Source organism: Enterobacter sp. PL1, from assembly GCF_945957325.1.
Lineage (GTDB): Bacteria > Pseudomonadota > Gammaproteobacteria > Enterobacterales > Enterobacteriaceae > Enterobacter > Enterobacter roggenkampii.
The window spans coordinates 1-17,287 of the sequence record NZ_CAMFKT010000013.1 but is presented as its reverse complement, the minus strand read 5'-3'; the positions used below and the strand labels follow the sequence as shown (position 1 = coordinate 17,287).

Genomic DNA, 17,287 nt, shown 5'->3' with positions numbered 1-17,287 from the left:
GAATATTTAAAACAAATACAAGTGAAGCTGTATATATTTACATAAAAATATCAGCCACTCCGATTTTTATGATTATACGAAATGAAGCAAGGGCTAACTCTGCGAAGCCGCTGCGCTTGCTTCTTCGAGTTCCCCTTGCTTTTCTGCCCTTCGGTTAGAAAAGAAACCAAACCGCTACCAACCTTGAATATCTATATTTTTGAATAGATACCCCCCTCCTTAACTACCACTATCAAAAATAGAAAAATCATCTTACAAATAACCCACACACATTATTTTAGATTGCTACCTTATTAAATTAAAAATTCAACCTTAGATGGAATTTAATGTACAAGGAATGTCCTACTGTAACGGAGAATTTTAAACATTAAAAATTATAACTATGGTTTGTCATAGCCTGTACATCTATTCACCTCATGCATATGCACTAAGAAAGTTTTTTTGAATACTGGAGTTGCCCCTGCTAAAACGGACACGGTTAATTAACTGCTAATATGGCATCACGATATTCGAGTGGAGATTTCATGTTCAACCTCTTGTGTGGATGCAGATTATTATAATCCTCTATCCATTATGCCATTTTTCCATCACTGAGACTGCATCCGGCAGATCATTTACATACACGTAATCTCACTTGAACGTCTTTACAAACGATTCTGCCATGCCGTTACTTTCCGGACTGCGTACTGGTGTAGTACTCACGATGAACCCCAGTGAACTGGCGAATGTGCGAGTGGCATCGGCTGTGCAGCAATTATGCCAATGACAGTGGCTCCATTGACGGCAATGACCTGACATCTACAATCCCGCTACAAAGCATTTACTCCATGAGTCATTGCACTTGCTGAGCTACACGAACACACTAAAACCAGATAATAATTAATCGCTGTATAAGCTCGTAACGAGCGGAACTTTAAGGCAAAATAGAGCCATCTCCCCCCTTCACAAAGTTACGCTAATGGCCAGAAAACCTAAAGAAATCAAAACAGACCCGTTAGAGGTCATCCTGTGGAAAGCGGCTGACAAGCTACGTAAGAACATTGATGCAGCCGAGTACAAGCATGTCGTGCTGGGCCTCATTTTCCTTAAGTATATTTCTGATTCTTTTGAATCTCATTATGAGTTGCTGAAGGCTGGTGAAGGCGAGTTCGCAGGCGCTGACCCGGAAGATAAAGACGAGTACACCGCTTACAACATTTTCTTTGTCCCTGAGCTTGCACGCTGGAACTATCTAATATCTAAGGCCAAGCTACCCGAAATCGGTAAGCTGGTTGATGATGCTATGGAGCTTATCGAAGCGGGTAACCCACAGCTAAAAGGTGTGCTGCCGAAAGTCTACGCTCGCCAGAACCTCGACGCCACTGTGCTGGGTGAACTGATAGATCTGATTGGCAACATTGCACTGGGAGATGCCAAAGCGCGTTCTGCTGATGTATTAGGCCACGTATTCGAATACTTCCTTGGTGAATTCGCACTGGCAGAAGGTAAACAAGGCGGTCAGTTCTATACACCAAAATCCATTGTTAGCCTGCTGGTTAACATGCTGGAACCCTACAAAGGCCGTGTCTTTGATCCCTGCTGTGGTTCTGGTGGTATGTTCGTTCAGTCAGAAAAATTTGTTGAAGCGCATCAGGGAAATATTGACGATATTTCGATTTACGGTCAGGAATCCAACCAGACCACTTGGCGTCTGGCAAAAATGAACCTGGCTATCCGGGGTATCAATTCAGAACACGTCCGCTGGAACAGTGAAGGTTCTTTCCTTAACGATGCTCATAAAGATTTGAAATCTGATTTTATCATTGCCAATCCACCGTTTAACGTGTCTGACTGGTCCGGTGAGCAGCTTCGTGGCGATGCCCGTTGGCAATACGGTATCCCACCTACCGGGAATGCTAACTTTGCCTGGATGCAGCATTTTCTGTATCACCTGTCGCCAAAAGGTCAGGCTGGTGTTGTACTGGCAAAAGGGGCTTTAACATCTAAAAGTTCTGGTGAAGGTGATATCCGTGCCGCACTGGTAAAAGATGCCAATGTGATTGACTGTATCGTTAATTTACCTGCAAAACTGTTCCTGAACACCCAGATCCCTGCGGCGTTATGGTTTATGCGTCGTGATCGTGAAAATAGCAGCCAATATCGTGATCGCAGTAAAGAAATTCTGTTTATCGATGCCCGTAATCTTGGTCATTTGATTAATCGTCGTACCAAAGTGCTTTCTGACGACGATATTAAAACCATCGCAGACACCTACCATAACTGGCGTAACAAAGGTGGCGAATATGAAGATATTGCGGGTTTCTGTGCGTCAGTAGACATTGATGAAGTTGCTAAACTTGATTATGTGCTGACACCTGGTCGTTATGTTGGCCTTGCTGACGAAGAAGACGATTTTGACTTTAAAGAACGTTTTACGGCTCTTAAAGCGGAGTTTGAAGCACAATTGGAAGAAGAAGCGCATCTGAATAAGTCTATCGCTGAGAGTCTGGCGAAGGTGGTTTTATGAGTCAGTGGATAAAAACTAAACTTGGTGAGATTGTCATTCTTAATTATGGTAAAGCATTAAAGGCACAGGATAGGAATGCTGGCTCTATACCTGTATATAGTTCAGGTGGATTAACTGGTTGGCATAACAAAGCATTAATAAACGAACAAGGAATTATTATTGGTCGTAAAGGAAATGTTGGGAAAGCGTACTTAACTTATGGACCATTTTGGTGTATTGATACTGCTTATTATATTTTACCTAACCCTTCGAAATATGATTTTGTTTTTTTATTCTATTTGTTGAAAACATTAGGGCTGGAAGAACTGAACGAAGATAGCGCTGTTCCTGGACTAAACAGGGATACCGCTTATAGTCAAGAGATCCTATTACCTTCACTGCCAGAGCAAAAAGCCATCGCCTCTGTACTGTCCTCTCTTGATGACAAAATAGACCTGCTTCATCGCCAGAATAAAACTCTGGAATCCATGGCCGAAACCCTGTTTAGGCAGTGGTTTATTTTAGATAGCACTGGTGTATCAGTTAGTATAGATCAGATAATTGACTTTAATCCAAAGCGAACTTTAATTAAAAGCCAAGACGCTACTTATTTGGACATGGCTGGACTGAGCACTGTTATTTTTCGTGCAAATGGATATTACAGACGTCCATTTTCTTCAGGAACTAAATTTACTAAACGAGATACCTTGCTAGCCAGAATTACCCCATGTTTAGAAAATGGGAAAGCGGCCTATATTGATTTTTTAGACGACAATGAAACTGGATGGGGTTCTACCGAATTCATAGTTATGCGTCCTAAAAAAGAAATCCATCCTTTTATCTCATATATCATGTGCCGAAACCCGGACTTCAAAGAATATGCAGAAAGCTGTATGGAAGGTTCAACTGGCAGACAACGAGTTAACTTGGATCATCTTAAGAAGTTCAATGTTAATCTGCCAACAGAAGCTTCCCTACGTATAATTAATGAGTTATTAGATTCATTTGAAAGTAAACTTATTAACAACTCAAAACAAATTGATAGCTTAGAAAAACTCCGCGATACCTTACTTCCCAAACTGATGAGCGGTGAAGTACGGGTTCAGTATGCAGAAGAAGCAATCGCATCAGTAGCATAAAATAATTATGCGGGTGTACAGCCCGCTCTCTGGTTAAGCGGCAATAAGGACAGTACGCATGGCAAAGATGACCGAATCCGATATTGAAGTAATGGCAATTGAGCACCTGCAAGGGCTGGGCTATGAGTATGTTTACGGCCCGGACATTGAACCCAGTGGAATCAATCCGTTACGTAGCTATCAGCAGGTTATCCTTGAAGATAAAGTGCGTACAGCATTGCAACGAATTAATCCGCACCTTAGTGAGCAGAAGTGTGAGGAAGCTCTAAAACAGGTGATGCAGATCAGCTCACCTGACCTAATGGCAAACAATCTAACCTTTCATCGCCTTTTGACCGAAGGAATCAATATCGAAGTCAGCAAGGATGGTAATACACAAGGGGAGCTGGCCAGCCTGATCGACTTTAACGATCCCACTAATAATGCATTTCTGGTCATTAATCAGCTCACCATCAAAGAAGGCAACCATACCCGCCGGCCGGATCTTATTTTGTTCATCAACGGTCTGCCGTTAGTCGTTATTGAACTCAAAAATGCTGCTGACGAAAATTCCACGTTATCAGGCGCTTATAACCAGATTAAAACCTATCAGAACCAAATATCCAGCCTATTTACGTACAATGTGTTTAATGTGATATCTGACGGACTGGATGCCAAGGCGGGGACGATTTCTGCTGATTTCAGTCGTTATATGACGTGGAAAACCGCAAACGGTAAAACGCCAGCTACCAGTACCCAACCACAGCTCGAAGTTTTATTACAGGGGTTGCTTAATCCTGTAACGCTGCTGGATATGATCCGCCACTTTATCGTGTTTGAGGCCAGCAAACATGAAGACAGCAAAGGGATTATCAGTATCCGTACTGTTAAAAAAATGGCGGCTTATCACCAGTACTACGCGGTCAATGCAGCAGTTCTTTCCACTATTCGTGCCTCAGCGGTGAATGCGGACTCCCCCTCTGCCGAAGTGGCACTGCGCCAGCAGGGACGTAACAGTAAAGATCTTGTTAATGCGCAAAAAACCGGAGATCGCAAAGCGGGCGTAGTCTGGCATACTCAGGGTTCCGGTAAATCGCTTTCGATGGTGTTTTATACCGGGAAAATTGTGCTGGCGCTGGATAATCCGACAGTTGTTGTGATTACTGACCGTAACGACTTAGATGATCAGCTATTCGGTACGTTCTCTTCCGCGACCCAGCTACTTCGTCAGACACCAAAACAGGCCAACAACCGGGAAGAACTCAAAGAATATTTGCGTGTCGCCTCTGGCGGTGTGGTGTTTACTACTATTCAAAAATTCCAGCCTGATGATGGCAGCAATATCTATGAGTTGTTGTCAGACAGAAGCAATATCGTCGTTATCGCTGATGAAGCCCACCGTTCACAATACGGTTTCAGCGCCAAAGAAGTTGACGTGAAAGACAGTGAAGGCAACGTTACAGGTAAGCGCACTGTTTATGGCTTTGCCAAATATATGCGTGATGCCTTACCTAATGCGACCTATCTCGGCTTTACCGGAACCCCCATAGAAAAAACGGACGTCAACACGCCTGCTGTTTTTGGTAACTACGTTGATATCTACGATATCTCACAGGCCGTTGAAGACGGTGCAACCGTGCGTATTTTCTATGAAAGCCGTCTGGCGAAAATTGCCATCAGTGATGAAGGCCGACAGCTTATTGAAGAGTTTGACGATGAGTTTAACGAAGACGAACTGACGCTTACCCAGAAAGAACGTTCTAAATGGGCCAGAATCGAAGGTCTGATTGGCAGTTCAAAACGTATTAAAGCCATTGCGGCGGATATGGTTCAACACTTTGAACAGCGCTTAAAATCTAATGCCTATCATGGCAAGGGCATGATTGTTACCATGTCCCGACGTATTGCTGCTGAACTATATAAAGAAATCATAGCCTTAAAGCCTGAATGGCACAGCGATGATTTAAATGACGGTATAATAAAAGTCGTCATGACCTCTTCTGCTGCTGACGGGCCAGAAATCGCTAAACACCACACCACAAAAAAAGAACGTCAGGTTCTGGCTAACCGTATGAAGGATGACGACGACAAGCTGAAACTGGTGATAGTGCGTGATATGTGGTTAACCGGCTTCGACGCTCCCAGCATGCATACGCTGTATATCGACAAACCAATGAAAGGCCACAACCTCATGCAGGCAATTGCCCGTGTGAACCGTGTGTATAAAGATAAGATAGGCGGTCTGGTTGTTGACTATCTGGGCATTGCCTCTGATTTAAAAGAAGCCCTCTCCTTTTACTCTGATGCAGGTGGACGTGGAGATCCTGCTGAGGTTCAGGAAGAAGCCGTAACGCTCATGCAGGAAAAGCTGGAAATCCTAGAAGGCATGATGTATGGCTACGATTACAAAGCTTACTTTGCCGCAACTACCTCACAACGCCTGACAATTATTCTTGAATCAGAAAACCATGTTTTAGGGCTGGATAACGGTAAAGGTAAAATGCGTTTCCTCGCTGCGGTTGCAGCCTTATCGCAGGCATTTGCATTGGCGACACCGCACGATAAAGCAATGGAAGCGGCACCCGAAGTAGCATTCTTCCAGGCAGTAAAAGCCAGACTGAATAAATTTACTGAAAACTCAGACGGATCAGAAGAAGAACACAATGACAGTCTCGAAGTTCGGGTAAAACAGACTATCGATCAGGCTCTGGTTACCGATAAAGTTGTTGATATTTTTGACGCTGCTGGGATACAAAAACCTGATATTTCCGTTCTTTCTGAAGAATTCCTTCAGGAAATGAAGGATTACCAACACAGAAATATTGCTTTGGAAACGCTTAAAAAACTGCTTTCTGACGAGATCAAGGTTCGCTCGAATCAAAGTATCACCCAAGGCAAAAAACTGATTGATATGCTGACCTCTGCAATCAATGGCTACCAGAACAAGGTACTGACCGCAGCGGAGGTAATTGATGAGCTAATCAAGCTTGCCAAGACTATCCAGGAATCTGACAGCCTTGCCAGCCAGTTAAACCTCAGCGCTTATGAATATGCCTTCTATTCTGCTGTTGCAGATAACGACAGTGCTCGCGAGTTAATGGAAAAGGAAAAACTACGAGAACTGGCAGTCGTACTTACGGAGGCTATCCGCAACAATGTCAGTCTTGACTGGACAGTGAAAGAAGCAGCAAGAGCAAAAATTCGCGTGGTGGTAAAACGTCTGCTCAAAAAATATGGTTATCCGCCTGATATGTCATTGCTCGCCACAGAGACTGTTTTGAAGCAGGCTGAACTTTTAGCTGGAGAATTAGGAAAATGATTCCCTAAATTTTTAGCATATAAACTATTTGGTAATGGTCCCAACTTATTGATAGTGTTTTATGTTCAGATAATGCCCGATGACTTTGTCATGCAGCTCCACCGATTTTGAGAACGACAGCGACTTCCGTCCCAGCCGTGCCAGGTGCTGCCTCAGATTCAGGTTATGCCGCTCAATTCGCTGCGTATATCGCTTGCTGATTACGTGCAGCTTTCCCTTCAGGCGGGATTCATACAGCGGCCAGCCATCCGTCATCCATATCACCACGTCAAAGGGTGACAGCAGGCTCATAAGACGCTCCAGTGTGGCCAGAGTGCGTTCACCGAAGACGTGCGCCACAACCGTCCTCCGTATCCTGTCATACGCGTAAAACAACCAACGCTGGCGTGATTTAGCGCCGACGTAACCCCACTGTTCGTCCATTTCCGCGCAAACAATGACGTCACTGCCCGGTTGTATGCGTGAGTTTACCGACTGCGGCCTGAGTTTTTTACGTGTCGTAAAACCGTGTTGAGGCCAACGCCCATAATGCGTGCACTGGCGCGACATCCGACGCCATTCATGGCCATATCAATGATTTTCTGGTGTGTACCGGGCCGAGAGGCGGTGTAAGTGAACTGTAGCTGCCATGTTTTACGGCAATGAGAGCAGAGATAGCGCTGATGTCCGGCAGTGCTTTTGCCGTTACGCACCACGCCTTCAGTAGCGGAGCAGGAAGGACATCTGATGGAAATGGAAGCCACGCAAGCACCTTAAAATCACCATCATACACTAAATCAGTAAGTTGGCAGCATTACCCTGCTCCTGCTCCTGCTCCTGCTCCTGCTCCTGCTCCTGCTCCTGCTCCTGCTCCTGCTCCTGCTCCTGCTCCTGCTCCTGCTCCTGCTCCTGCTCCTGCTCCTGCTCCTGCTCCTGCAACGATTTTAAGGACAACTGAGAGAAGGGAAAGTATCGGTGGAAAAATTGCAGAACTGGAATTACGGCTCAGAGAAGACAAACGGAACGAAATCGTAGAAAAGATCCTTCAAAAGAATGCCGTCAAACAGCAAAAGCATCTCAGGCTTATCGGCTGGCTTCCATTTCTTAGAAGGTTTACAGAGCTTCTCCGAAGCTATGGTAAGAGCATTCTTCATAAGCCCCTCCCTGGATTCTCAAAACTCTATGCCACAGGGCCTCTACGCAAAGGAAAAAAATTCATTTATAGACAACAAGTTACTGCTTACCCCTGACAGTAAAATCATTTTGATAGTAGTAAATTTAGGATAAGTCAATAATAAATTGATCGTTATTACAGATCGATAATCTATCTATGATAGTCATCACCTATCAATTACCGATAATCGATCGGTGCAATCAATTTTACTAAAGCCAACGAGTCATCGAGAATCCCTACAAACACGCAGTAAATCTTCTACCCTGGGGTTACCATGAAGAACGAAACAATAAAGTGCCCATTTTGTTTTAAAGAGAGTCCGTTCGGTGTTCGTGTCTGCACTGGCTGTCATTCGACTATCAAATATGGAGCCGTTTCATCCTGGTTAGCTTTACTCATAGGAATTGTGCTGTTAGTAATTGCTTTCTTCATATTTGCTATCAGTCAAAGTTTTATATTAACTGTCGTTATCTATTTTGCCTCGGCAATTTTTTTAAGATTTTATTTGCGTAAGAAATTTTCACACAGAGCCATTTTCACACATAAAAGCTAACCCCGGCCAAATATAATAAGGATGATAAAATGAATAAATTTATTGTTACATCATTTTTTATTGCAATATTTTCAATTTCTGGCTGTTCAACATCAGGGAACCAAAAAATTAAAAATGAAACTGCTCAAAGTCTACAATCAAAAATAATTAAAAACAAAACAACTAAAGCAGAGCTACTTGCTCAACTTGGTGAGCCTGACACCAGAACGACTCTTGACGATGGCAACGAGCAATGGAGATATTTCATGTATAACAATCAGTTTAATGCCTCGACTTTTATCCCTGTTGTCGGTTTGCTAACTGGCGGTTCCCAGACTCAGTCTAAATCTCTCGAAATCGACTTCAATGGAGAAACCGTAAGCAAATGGACATTCTCTACTGATAATAACAATACAAAATCTGGCATTCTTAATTAATCGTTTCCGGAATAAGAAAATGAAAACATACTCAATTCTCGCAGTTATCCTTTCTACTTTTCTATTAACAGCCTGTAATTCCGAACCTTCTGAAAAAGATATTTATTCTGCTTTAAGTAAATGGACGGGAAGCCAACTGACCTCAGTGAAAAAAGTAGATTGCACGAAAGAATCAGATAAAAGCTATAAATGTAATGTAGTGATGGATATTAGTGGTTTAAAACAAGCAGCATCAATTAAACTCCTAAAAACAGATGACGGCTGGCAATTTGTGGGTGATTAAGATTGATTAACTATTGAAATGAAGCTCCCGAACGGGAGCTTTTATAATCGGCTATTTGCATTCTGAGGTAGGATCGCAAATTTAGCCAAGAATTGGGTAATGACTCCAACTTATTGATAGTGTTTTATGTTCAGATAATGCCCGATGACTTTGTCATGCAGCTCCACCGATTTTGAGAACGACAGTGACTTCCGTCCCAGCCTTGCCAGATGTTGTCTCAGATTCAGGTTATGTCGCTCAATGCGCTGAGTGTAACGCTTGCTGATTACGTGCAGCTTTCCCTTCAGGCGGGATTCATACAGCGGCCAGCCATCCGTCATCCATACCACGACCTCAAAGGCCGACAGCAGGCTCAGAAGACGCTCCAGTGTGGCCAGAGTGCGTTCACCGAAGACGTGCGCCACAACCGTCCTCCGTATCCTGTCATACGCGTAAAACAGCCAGCGCTGACGTGATTTAGCACCGACGTATCCCCACTGTTCGTCCATTTCCGCGCAGACGATGACGTCACTGCCCGGCTGTATGCGCGAGGTTACCGACTGCGGCCTGAGTTTTTTAAGTGACGTAAAATCGTGTTGAGGCCAACGCCCATAATGCGGGCGGTTGCCCGGCATCCAACACCATTCATGGCCATATCAATGATTTTCTGGTGCGTACCGGGTTGAGAAGCGGTGTAAGTGAACTGCAGTTGCCATGTTTTACGGCAGTGAGAGCAGAGATAGCGCTGATGTCCGGCAGTGCTTTTGCCGTTACGCACCACCCCGTCAGTAGCTGAACAGGAGGGACAGCTGATATAAACAGAAGCCACTGGAGCACCTCAAAAACACCATCATACACTAAATCAGTAAGTTGGCAGCATCACCCCTTCCTGGCTGTTGAAAAAGACTCCGCTGCTTAAATTTTAAATGAGCATCCTCAAGCCGAATAACTTAAAGGATGCTCTTCAAATTTTAATAAGAATTATCAACAGAAAAAAACCTCATAAAAAACACTACTCATTTAATTTCCAAAATTAAGAAGAACATTAATAACCACCATTATATTACATGATCTTTTCCATATCCTATAGCATTACTCTCTATATTATTAATATCTGAGCCTCTAATTATCTCCTTTATACAAATTAGTTCCAATATGGATAAATATTCTTGTGAAAATGGTTAATCCACATCACATAGGATAACCTTAACGTCCCTATGTTCCATTAAGTTAAGAATAACCTCAAGCAAACCAAATCAGATACCCCCTAATAAAACAAAAATAAATTTGAATACCGTAAAATCTGGTGTCATTAATATCTTGAAAACAACAAAAAAGGAGATAAACAATGATATCAAGAGAAAATAATAAAAATAACCTATTCCGTGTAAAGTCTAAAAATGGTGTCCTTCGTTGCCTCAAGGCTGGCATGGATATAAATATGTGCAATAGTAAAGGTCAAACTGCTCTTTTTACCTGTAATGTACCCGAAGCTATACAGGCAATGATTGACGCTGACATTGACATTCACCACTTAGACAATGACGGAAACAATGCATTGTTTTATGCTCAAAATATAGAGACGGTGGAACTTCTTGTCAGCAATGGAATTAATGTAAACCACAGAAACAAGTCAGGCACCCTTGCCATACAGCATATTAATGTTTCACCTGGGTTAATAAAATATCTTATCAAAGCAGGACTAGATATCCATGCCAAAGATAGCTATGGCAATTCCTTTCTTTTCATTCCATTTGAAGGATATGTGTACGATGCACTAATTGAGGCTGGTTGCGACATTAATCATAAAAATATAAGTGGACAGACAGCATTCGATCACTGGCAGTCAGAAAATAATAGCATAGTTGGTAAATATACGCACTGGGAATCTAAAAATGATAACTACATGCGCTTCCTTATCCGTAATATTCACCTTACAAACAGTTCAAAAATTGTATTCAAGAACATTACATTTAAATCAATTGAGCTGTTGTCATTGCTTATAAAACAAAAAAATGAATTTGAGATAAGTGATAAATGTATCATAACACCAACAAATGCCGACGCTAAAAAATTAATTTTACAACTAAAGAAGCTGACAGACATTAGTCATGTTTGGTTTTACATAAGCAGTACATATCTACTGACGCACTATGCAGGAAGACTGCTAATTAAATGGTTAATACGTAATGATATAAAAGTTGATATAGAATCACTAAAAGAACGCTACTTCTATGAAGAAATCCTCCAGGAAAAATCACAGAGAGAGCAAAAGGTTTTACGAACAACGCTTCAACCAGTTACCTGTAAAGCAATTACAAAAAAAAGATTATGAATTGAATCTGCCTGAACACTCTCCCCTTGGCTTTAACCTTTAGTTAGATAGCCAAGGGGCGCTAACATCATTAATTTAATACAAAGCCCCACATTGCACCTTAGCACTTTGATAAATTTATTTTTTAAAACACCCTCATCGCCAATTCATACAATATCAATCACTACTCTCAAACCAAATCAATCAAATAAAACACAGCACTTTTTGATAAAAATAATATAACAATGAAAAACAACACCTTATATGAAATATAATAAAAATATAACTATTTAATTAAATAAATATAAAAATATATTTGCATTTTGTTTATTTAATAATATATATTTCATTTGTTAATTAAATAAAGGAGAACTAAAATGAATAAAACAAACTATCCAAGCCTGACTAACTATCTCGCCAAAACAAAAAAGAACGCAGATCTTTATAGATTATATAATCCACAATTTTCTTTTTTCTGCAAAAGTGACACTCAGGAGCAAAGATTTTATTTCGATTATTTCTCAAGACATATGGTCTCGAAGAGAAATATTTTAACCGTATTCTCTATCTATACATTCACCTCTTATAACATGAACAAAAAAGAGACAATAAAAAATTTCATTCGATTTCTCAAAACGACGAATGAAAGTACATTCCATAATGCTTTTTCATTTCGCGGTGGTAACATTTTGTATGTAAGCAACAAAAACATGTTGAAAGAGATCTCATGGTTTTCACTCGCTCGAATTTACGAAGACATTAAAAAAATAAAGGAATATAAAACCAACCATGAAAACTATATCAGATTAGTCGCTTAACAGAGGAGAAAAATTATGAATAACAACGCAATAAATGCATTACTCTCTTGTAAAACTCCAAAAGACATTCAGGCTTGCATTACTGCAGGCTCCGATATTAATACACTGGATTCGTTTGGAAGAAATATACTGTTTTACTGTAAAAACCCAAGAATGATTGACACTCTGGTTAAAGCAGGAATAGATTTTAACCATGTTGACAACTATGGTCACAATGTTTTGTTTAACCAGCGAAATCCTCACATACTGAAAAAATTGATTGATTCCGGCGTAGATATACACCACAAAAATGGTCTCGGCCAAACCTGTTTATGCTCGTTAGCTGATAATATATCCTGTTGCAAAACCCTGATCAATGCTGGAATTAATGTCAACAATGTGGATAAATGCGGAAGAACAATACTTTTTTACGTAAAAAATCACTCTATCTTTGATTTGATGGTACAGGCCGGTTGCGATATAAACCACAGAGATAACCAGGGTCATGGTATTTTTGAAATTTGCTATTCATTAGGCGATTTCAAAGCCAAAATGCTCATTCGTCATATTAGTATGAAGGATAGCAGTCCAGTAATTTTCAACTACCTCAACAGCGAAAGTCTGCAGATAATGGATTTGCTTCAGAAGAAAAACCTTAACTTTACTATCTCTGATAACTGCCAGGTTTATCTAAGTGCCAATGAAAATGAAATGAGCTCTTTCTTCAGTGAACTAAAGAAGAAGACAGATATCAGCAACACACATTTTCGCCATATTGTACTGCGAGGTTATGATTTACGCGGGGACATTGAAACCATTAAATGGTTTATCCGCAATGATATCAAAATAGATAAAAAACAACTGGAACAGCATATTCGACATGATGAGATTTGTAAATATATAGCAGAACATGAGAGAAAGAAACTTAGCGAAATTATGAAACAAACAATCTCTTTAATGCCAGTAAAACGTAGATTGTAACCTCCGCCCCTCCTCACTGTCATAATGAATTTAATATGAACCCTATTTTTACCCAGAGCAGATTACCTAATTAGCAATCTGCTCCACCTCTCTTATTTATAAATTTCGACAATGCCTTGACTTATTTTACCAATGCGCTAACTGTAGATCATGAACACATTTTAAAAAAGGTTAGATATGCATAAAAATGAAAGTAAAGAAGATCTATCAAGAAGCTCAAGAAGAGGTAAATTCCATACAGCAAAATATTCACCTAATGAAGTTCGAACTCACTGCGTCAGCGTTCGGTTAAACGAAGAAGAATTATCTATTCTCGATAGTAAAAGAGGCCCTTATAAAAAAGGGGAATGGCTAAGAATGGCATCCCTCAACAAACTCCCACCGGTATTACCTGAAATCAATCGTGAAGCATGGATTAAACTCGGCAACCTTTCACAGGATTTAAACCGCCTGCTGAATCATCTCGACAGCAAAAGCCCTGACAGCGAACTGACCCGTACAGAACTCTTCGCCCTGCGCAGACAAATCAAAACTCTCAGGGATCACCTTATTCCATCAACCTTTCTGGAGCAAGACCAGTGAAAGGCATGCAGAAAATAAAGCGGGGTAAACAGTTTGCAGGTGTGGTTCTCTATAGCCTTAAGCCAGGATCTCACCACAAAATCACGCCTTATATTATCGGTGGCAACATGACGGGAAGCACTGCTGCTGAACTTATCAGTGAATTTGAAGGCACAAGACTACTGCGCCCCGGTGTCGCCAAACCTGTCTGGCATAATTCGCTTCGCCTGCCAAAGGGAGAAACACTGTCAGTCAGACAATGGGCGGCATTCGCTGACGATTATATGACCCGGATGGGATTCACTGAAACCCATCTTCGCTGCTATATCATGCACGATGATTCGGACGGGCAGCATATCCATATAATAGCTAACAGAATTAACATGGTCGGTGGGAAATTATACCTTGGTAAAAATGAAAACCTCATCAGTACCCGGATTATCAGCGAACTGGAGAAAGTCCACAAACTCACTCAAACTACACCTGCAAACAGTGGTCATCGTCAGGAGAAAAGAAAGCCTTCCCGCAATGAGCTGATGATGGCTGAACGAACGACAACTCTCTGCCCCAAGTCCACTCTGCAGAGCCTGATTGATAATGCGTTAACCGGCCGCCCTGATTTGCTGACTTTTATCACTATGCTGGAAAAGGAAGGCGTGAACTGTAAACCCAATATCGCCTTAACGGGAAAAATGAACGGCTTTTCATTTCAGTATCAGGGCATTGCCTTTAAAGCATCTCAGTTGGGTAAGAAATATGGCTGGTCTTACCTGCAAACGCTGATTGATTTCGTACCGGAACATCTGACTTTACTGAAACAAGCACAAAAGCCAATACTACCTGCACCAGTGCCAGTGCCAGTGCCAGTGCCAGTGCCAGTGCCAGTGCCATCATGCGAGTCTGAAGAACAGGCTGCAAACCGGGAAACGATTCTGGAGAAAATCCATCAGCTTGAAGAAAAAATTCGTCTGGAAAGACAACAGGAGACAGTGGGTATCATTCAGCTCAGGAGCAAGCTGCACAATACAACCCGTCAGATACCCCGCCAGCGTCGCCTGAAGGTGTGGCTTTTATTACTCAACCAAATTGTTGTACTTCTAAGGCGCAGGGGAATGTCACTGCTGCATGCCACAACACATCCTTTCCGCAAGATTCTTCATCTGCACCTGTTAGCACCCGTTCCTTTCACAGCCAGTCATTCTCCTCAGGAACAATCAGTTAGGAATAACCAGCACCACACACCATAAGGTGTGCTAGTCCATAACGAAACAATAGTCAATGAATAATTGATCGTTTGTATAGATCGATAATTAAGTTATGATAGCCATAAGCTATCACGAAGTAATCATCGATCGGTACAAGCAATTTTACTAAAGCGGGTCATTCATCGAAAATGTTCAAAAATACATCATCTTAAATCAGTCCTTGGAGTCACGATGGATAATAAAACGATTAGCTGCCCCTTCTGCTTTACACAAAGCCCACATGGTGTGCGGGTTTGCAAAGGCTGTCATGCAAAAGTGGCCTATGGTGAAAGCCCGCTCAGTGTGGCATTCTTGTTTCAATTCGTGGCATTAGCTATCGCCTGGTTAGTATTTTCATTAACCGGCAGCACTCCTGTCTCAGTCATTACGTTTTTTGCCAGCGTCATTATTCTTATCTGCATTATTAAAAAGAAATATGCAGATAGAGTTATTTTTATACGGTGATATTAATTTCACACTACCGCAAACATAAAAAACTAATATGAGATAACTTATGAACAGATTCATGATTTCTGTGTTTTTTATTTCTTCTTTCCTTATTTCTGGTTGTTCAACATCAGGCAATCAGCAACTGAAAAAAGAAACATCACAAAGTCTGCAGTCTAAAATCATCAAAAATAAAACAACGAAATCAGAAATCATTACCGCATTAGGTGAGCCCGAAACCAAGACTACACTTGATAGTGGAAATGAAGAATGGACTTATTCGATGGATAACAATCAGTTTGATGCCACCACATTTATTCCCGTTGTTGGGCTGCTGACGGGGGGCTCACAGACGCAGGCCAAAACGCTGGAAATCGAATTTAAAGGAGAAACGGTCAGCAAATGCTCGTTCTCTGAAAATAAAAGCAGAATGAATACAGGTCTGATTCAATAACTCACGTTACAGCCAGGGAATTATTTATGAAAACTTATGCCGTTATCACACTCGTTACCGCTGCATCGTTGCTGAGTGGCTGTAACAGCGAACCTTCCGAACAGGATATTTACACTGCCATGAATAAGGTCGTTGCGCAGGCGAATGCTTTCGTGAAATCTATAGCAGGCAAGGATGTCCCAAAAGACGCACTGCGCGAATTAAAATCAGTCAAAAAGCATGACTGCATAGAAGTCTCTGATCAAAGTTATAAATGCAATGTGACGGCTATTGTCGATAACGAAAAGCGTACTGCTGCTGTAACCCTTGTCAAAACGGATGATGGCTGGCAGGTCGTTGATAAGTAAACCCACCTTAAAGCCATCACGACAGGCGGGACGCCAACTGGGTGGCTCCTGCCTTTTTAATACTCGATTATGACCTGCCGGAAACGCCAGCTCCATTTCTCTCCACCATTCAGCATCCCATTCCTTGTACACGCTGCTGCCGCTATCAAAGTCTTTTCCTGATCACTGAGCCTGGCGGAGTATAAGCCAGAGAGCCTGCAATGCGTTTCTTTTCATACTGAGCCAGCAAATCAGCATAAATATGCTCTGCTTCGTCCAGATTGCCTGAAATATAATTCACAAGTGAATTCAGGCAATGCAGCAATGTATTGCTGTTTGCAAGCTTCCTGAGCAGAGTTGTGTTCAGGGTTGAAACGACTCCTGTAAACATCTGCATAATATTATCAACGTGATAACATGAATTGCGATACTGCGCCCGTGAATAAAAATACTTCAGATGATACCCGGCGAAGAGAACATAAAGTTTTTTGTAAAAGACATTGTTATTAACGCTGTTGTGATGATGGGTTATAAATTTATCAACAACATGTATAAACTTTTCCTCCTGAGATAAAACATCAATAGCACTCATAATTTTCTCCATTTTTTACTTTTATAATTAAGTACTATCATCTTCAAAAAGTAAAATCAATAGTAATTTAAAAATATTTTTATAAAACAATATTTATTCTATTCTCACTTAAAACAGCTTTCACTGTGGAGATATTGAGTCCTCCAGATTGCATTACTATTTCATATTTCAATTATCTGAGTCATTTCCATATTTCAGATAAAAAAACCACAGGAATATTTTTGAGAGCGTGCTACGCACTGGCTTACGCCCCGACTACCGATAA

17 protein-coding genes and 2 pseudogenes are annotated in these 17,287 nt (G+C 41.4%); 15 read left to right on the top strand and 4 right to left on the bottom strand.

All coding sequences use genetic code 11. The features are described from left to right. Positions 1-478 precede the first annotated feature (478 nt). Positions 479-744: pseudogene (locus tag N6P30_RS13335) on the bottom strand (integrase core domain-containing protein); the annotation flags it as partial. A gap of 214 nt (positions 745-958) precedes the next feature. Between N6P30_RS13335 and N6P30_RS13330 the strand changes: the two are divergent. The 3 genes from N6P30_RS13330 to N6P30_RS13320 are packed head-to-tail and all read left to right on the top strand — an operon-like array spanning position 959 to position 6,922. After that, complete coding sequence (locus N6P30_RS13330; RefSeq protein ID WP_045286511.1) at positions 959-2,506, top strand: type I restriction-modification system subunit M; 1,548 nt, start codon at positions 959-961, stop codon at positions 2,504-2,506. Further along, entirely contained in the window at positions 2,503-3,624 is a 1,122-nt protein-coding gene (locus N6P30_RS13325; RefSeq protein WP_142441492.1) for a restriction endonuclease subunit S, read from the top strand. Before N6P30_RS13330 ends, N6P30_RS13325 begins: the two co-directional genes overlap by 4 nt. A gap of 58 nt (positions 3,625-3,682) precedes the next feature. After that, complete coding sequence (locus tag N6P30_RS13320; RefSeq protein ID WP_097476836.1) at positions 3,683-6,922, top strand: type I restriction endonuclease subunit R; 3,240 nt, start codon at positions 3,683-3,685, stop codon at positions 6,920-6,922. 45 nt (positions 6,923-6,967) lie between these two features. On the opposite strand, the gene N6P30_RS13315 is transcribed toward N6P30_RS13320, so the two are convergent. Next, positions 6,968-7,665 (bottom strand): IS1 family transposase gene (locus N6P30_RS13315; protein ID WP_232937292.1). Its coding sequence is split into 2 segments (ribosomal slippage): positions 6,968-7,416 and positions 7,416-7,665, totalling 699 coding nucleotides; the frame shifts between segments, so codons are not numbered across the junction. Between the two features lie 84 nt (positions 7,666-7,749). On the opposite strand from N6P30_RS13315, the pseudogene N6P30_RS13310 reads away from it, so the two are divergent. The 4 genes and pseudogenes from N6P30_RS13310 to N6P30_RS13300 all read left to right on the top strand — a co-directional run. Then, positions 7,750-8,151: pseudogene (locus N6P30_RS13310) on the top strand (relaxase); the annotation flags it as partial. Between the two features lie 198 nt (positions 8,152-8,349). After that, positions 8,350-8,628 carry a hypothetical protein gene (locus N6P30_RS24665; RefSeq protein ID WP_071839581.1) on the top strand — a complete coding sequence of 93 codons (279 nt, stop codon included), beginning with the start codon at positions 8,350-8,352 and terminating at the stop codon, positions 8,626-8,628. A gap of 29 nt (positions 8,629-8,657) precedes the next feature. Further along, positions 8,658-9,044: a hypothetical protein gene (locus N6P30_RS13305; RefSeq protein ID WP_016239665.1), complete on the top strand. Its 387-nt coding sequence runs from the start codon at positions 8,658-8,660 to the stop codon at positions 9,042-9,044. A gap of 19 nt (positions 9,045-9,063) precedes the next feature. Further along, complete coding sequence (locus tag N6P30_RS13300) at positions 9,064-9,327, top strand: hypothetical protein (RefSeq protein ID WP_016239666.1); 264 nt, start codon at positions 9,064-9,066, stop codon at positions 9,325-9,327. A gap of 110 nt (positions 9,328-9,437) precedes the next feature. Here N6P30_RS13300 and N6P30_RS13295 read toward each other — a convergent pair. Then, positions 9,438-10,135, bottom strand: a protein-coding gene (locus N6P30_RS13295; RefSeq protein WP_232937296.1) for an IS1 family transposase whose coding sequence is annotated in 2 segments (ribosomal slippage) — positions 9,438-9,886 and positions 9,886-10,135 — 699 coding nt in all. Because the reading frame shifts where the segments join, the coding sequence is not laid out codon by codon here. Positions 10,136-10,654: 519 nt separating this feature from the next. Between N6P30_RS13295 and N6P30_RS13290 the strand changes: the two genes are divergently transcribed. From N6P30_RS13290 to N6P30_RS13255, 8 genes are all read left to right on the top strand, one after another. Continuing rightward, positions 10,655-11,641, top strand: coding sequence for an ankyrin repeat domain-containing protein (locus N6P30_RS13290; RefSeq protein ID WP_045286509.1), 987 nt, complete (start codon positions 10,655-10,657; stop codon positions 11,639-11,641). Positions 11,642-11,997: 356 nt separating this feature from the next. Next, positions 11,998-12,438, top strand: a complete 441-nt coding sequence (locus N6P30_RS13285; protein ID WP_045286508.1) for a hypothetical protein — start codon at positions 11,998-12,000, stop codon at positions 12,436-12,438. A 15-nt stretch (positions 12,439-12,453) separates the two neighbouring features. After that, entirely contained in the window at positions 12,454-13,398 is a 945-nt protein-coding gene (locus N6P30_RS13280; protein ID WP_045286507.1) for an ankyrin repeat domain-containing protein, read from the top strand. Between the two features lie 177 nt (positions 13,399-13,575). Beyond that, complete coding sequence (locus N6P30_RS13275; RefSeq protein WP_001594377.1) at positions 13,576-13,980, top strand: hypothetical protein; 405 nt, start codon at positions 13,576-13,578, stop codon at positions 13,978-13,980. Next, positions 13,977-15,206, top strand: coding sequence for a relaxase/mobilization nuclease domain-containing protein (locus N6P30_RS13270; RefSeq protein WP_115186669.1), 1,230 nt, complete (start codon positions 13,977-13,979; stop codon positions 15,204-15,206). The genes N6P30_RS13275 and N6P30_RS13270 overlap by 4 nt, the downstream gene beginning before the upstream one ends. Before the next feature lie 189 nt (positions 15,207-15,395). Continuing rightward, on the top strand, positions 15,396-15,668 hold the full coding sequence (locus N6P30_RS13265) for a hypothetical protein (RefSeq protein ID WP_016239672.1): 273 nt from the start codon (positions 15,396-15,398) through the stop codon (positions 15,666-15,668). A 49-nt stretch (positions 15,669-15,717) separates the two neighbouring features. Then, positions 15,718-16,104: a hypothetical protein gene (locus N6P30_RS13260; protein ID WP_016239673.1), complete on the top strand. Its 387-nt coding sequence runs from the start codon at positions 15,718-15,720 to the stop codon at positions 16,102-16,104. A 26-nt stretch (positions 16,105-16,130) separates the two neighbouring features. Beyond that, positions 16,131-16,451 (top strand): cell wall-binding protein, encoded by a 321-nt coding sequence (locus N6P30_RS13255; RefSeq protein ID WP_260629949.1) that lies wholly within the window; start codon positions 16,131-16,133, stop codon positions 16,449-16,451. A 145-nt stretch (positions 16,452-16,596) separates the two neighbouring features. Here N6P30_RS13255 and N6P30_RS13250 read toward each other — a convergent pair whose 3' ends face one another. Further along, positions 16,597-17,022, bottom strand: a complete 426-nt coding sequence (locus N6P30_RS13250) for a hypothetical protein (RefSeq protein WP_004114857.1) — start codon at positions 17,020-17,022, stop codon at positions 16,597-16,599. Positions 17,023-17,287 lie beyond the last annotated feature (265 nt).

Bases quoted from the DNA above. Each gene is read 5' to 3' on its own strand.
- N6P30_RS13330 (WP_045286511.1), top strand. From the start codon at position 959: ATGGCCAGAAAACCTAAAGAAATCAAAACAGACCCGTTAGAGGTCATC.
- N6P30_RS13275 (WP_001594377.1), top strand. From the start codon at position 13,576: ATGCATAAAAATGAAAGTAAAGAAGATCTATCAAGAAGCTCAAGAAGA.
- N6P30_RS13250 (WP_004114857.1), bottom strand. From the start codon at position 17,022: ATGAGTGCTATTGATGTTTTATCTCAGGAGGAAAAGTTTATACATGTT.
- N6P30_RS13325 (WP_142441492.1), top strand. From the start codon at position 2,503: ATGAGTCAGTGGATAAAAACTAAACTTGGTGAGATTGTCATTCTTAAT.
- N6P30_RS13305 (WP_016239665.1), top strand. From the start codon at position 8,658: ATGAATAAATTTATTGTTACATCATTTTTTATTGCAATATTTTCAATT.
- N6P30_RS13260 (WP_016239673.1), top strand. From the start codon at position 15,718: ATGAACAGATTCATGATTTCTGTGTTTTTTATTTCTTCTTTCCTTATT.
- N6P30_RS13285 (WP_045286508.1), top strand. From the start codon at position 11,998: ATGAATAAAACAAACTATCCAAGCCTGACTAACTATCTCGCCAAAACA.
- N6P30_RS13300 (WP_016239666.1), top strand. From the start codon at position 9,064: ATGAAAACATACTCAATTCTCGCAGTTATCCTTTCTACTTTTCTATTA.
- N6P30_RS13280 (WP_045286507.1), top strand. From the start codon at position 12,454: ATGAATAACAACGCAATAAATGCATTACTCTCTTGTAAAACTCCAAAA.
- N6P30_RS13290 (WP_045286509.1), top strand. From the start codon at position 10,655: ATGATATCAAGAGAAAATAATAAAAATAACCTATTCCGTGTAAAGTCT.
- N6P30_RS24665 (WP_071839581.1), top strand. From the start codon at position 8,350: ATGAAGAACGAAACAATAAAGTGCCCATTTTGTTTTAAAGAGAGTCCG.
- N6P30_RS13265 (WP_016239672.1), top strand. From the start codon at position 15,396: ATGGATAATAAAACGATTAGCTGCCCCTTCTGCTTTACACAAAGCCCA.
- N6P30_RS13255 (WP_260629949.1), top strand. From the start codon at position 16,131: ATGAAAACTTATGCCGTTATCACACTCGTTACCGCTGCATCGTTGCTG.
- N6P30_RS13320 (WP_097476836.1), top strand. From the start codon at position 3,683: ATGGCAAAGATGACCGAATCCGATATTGAAGTAATGGCAATTGAGCAC.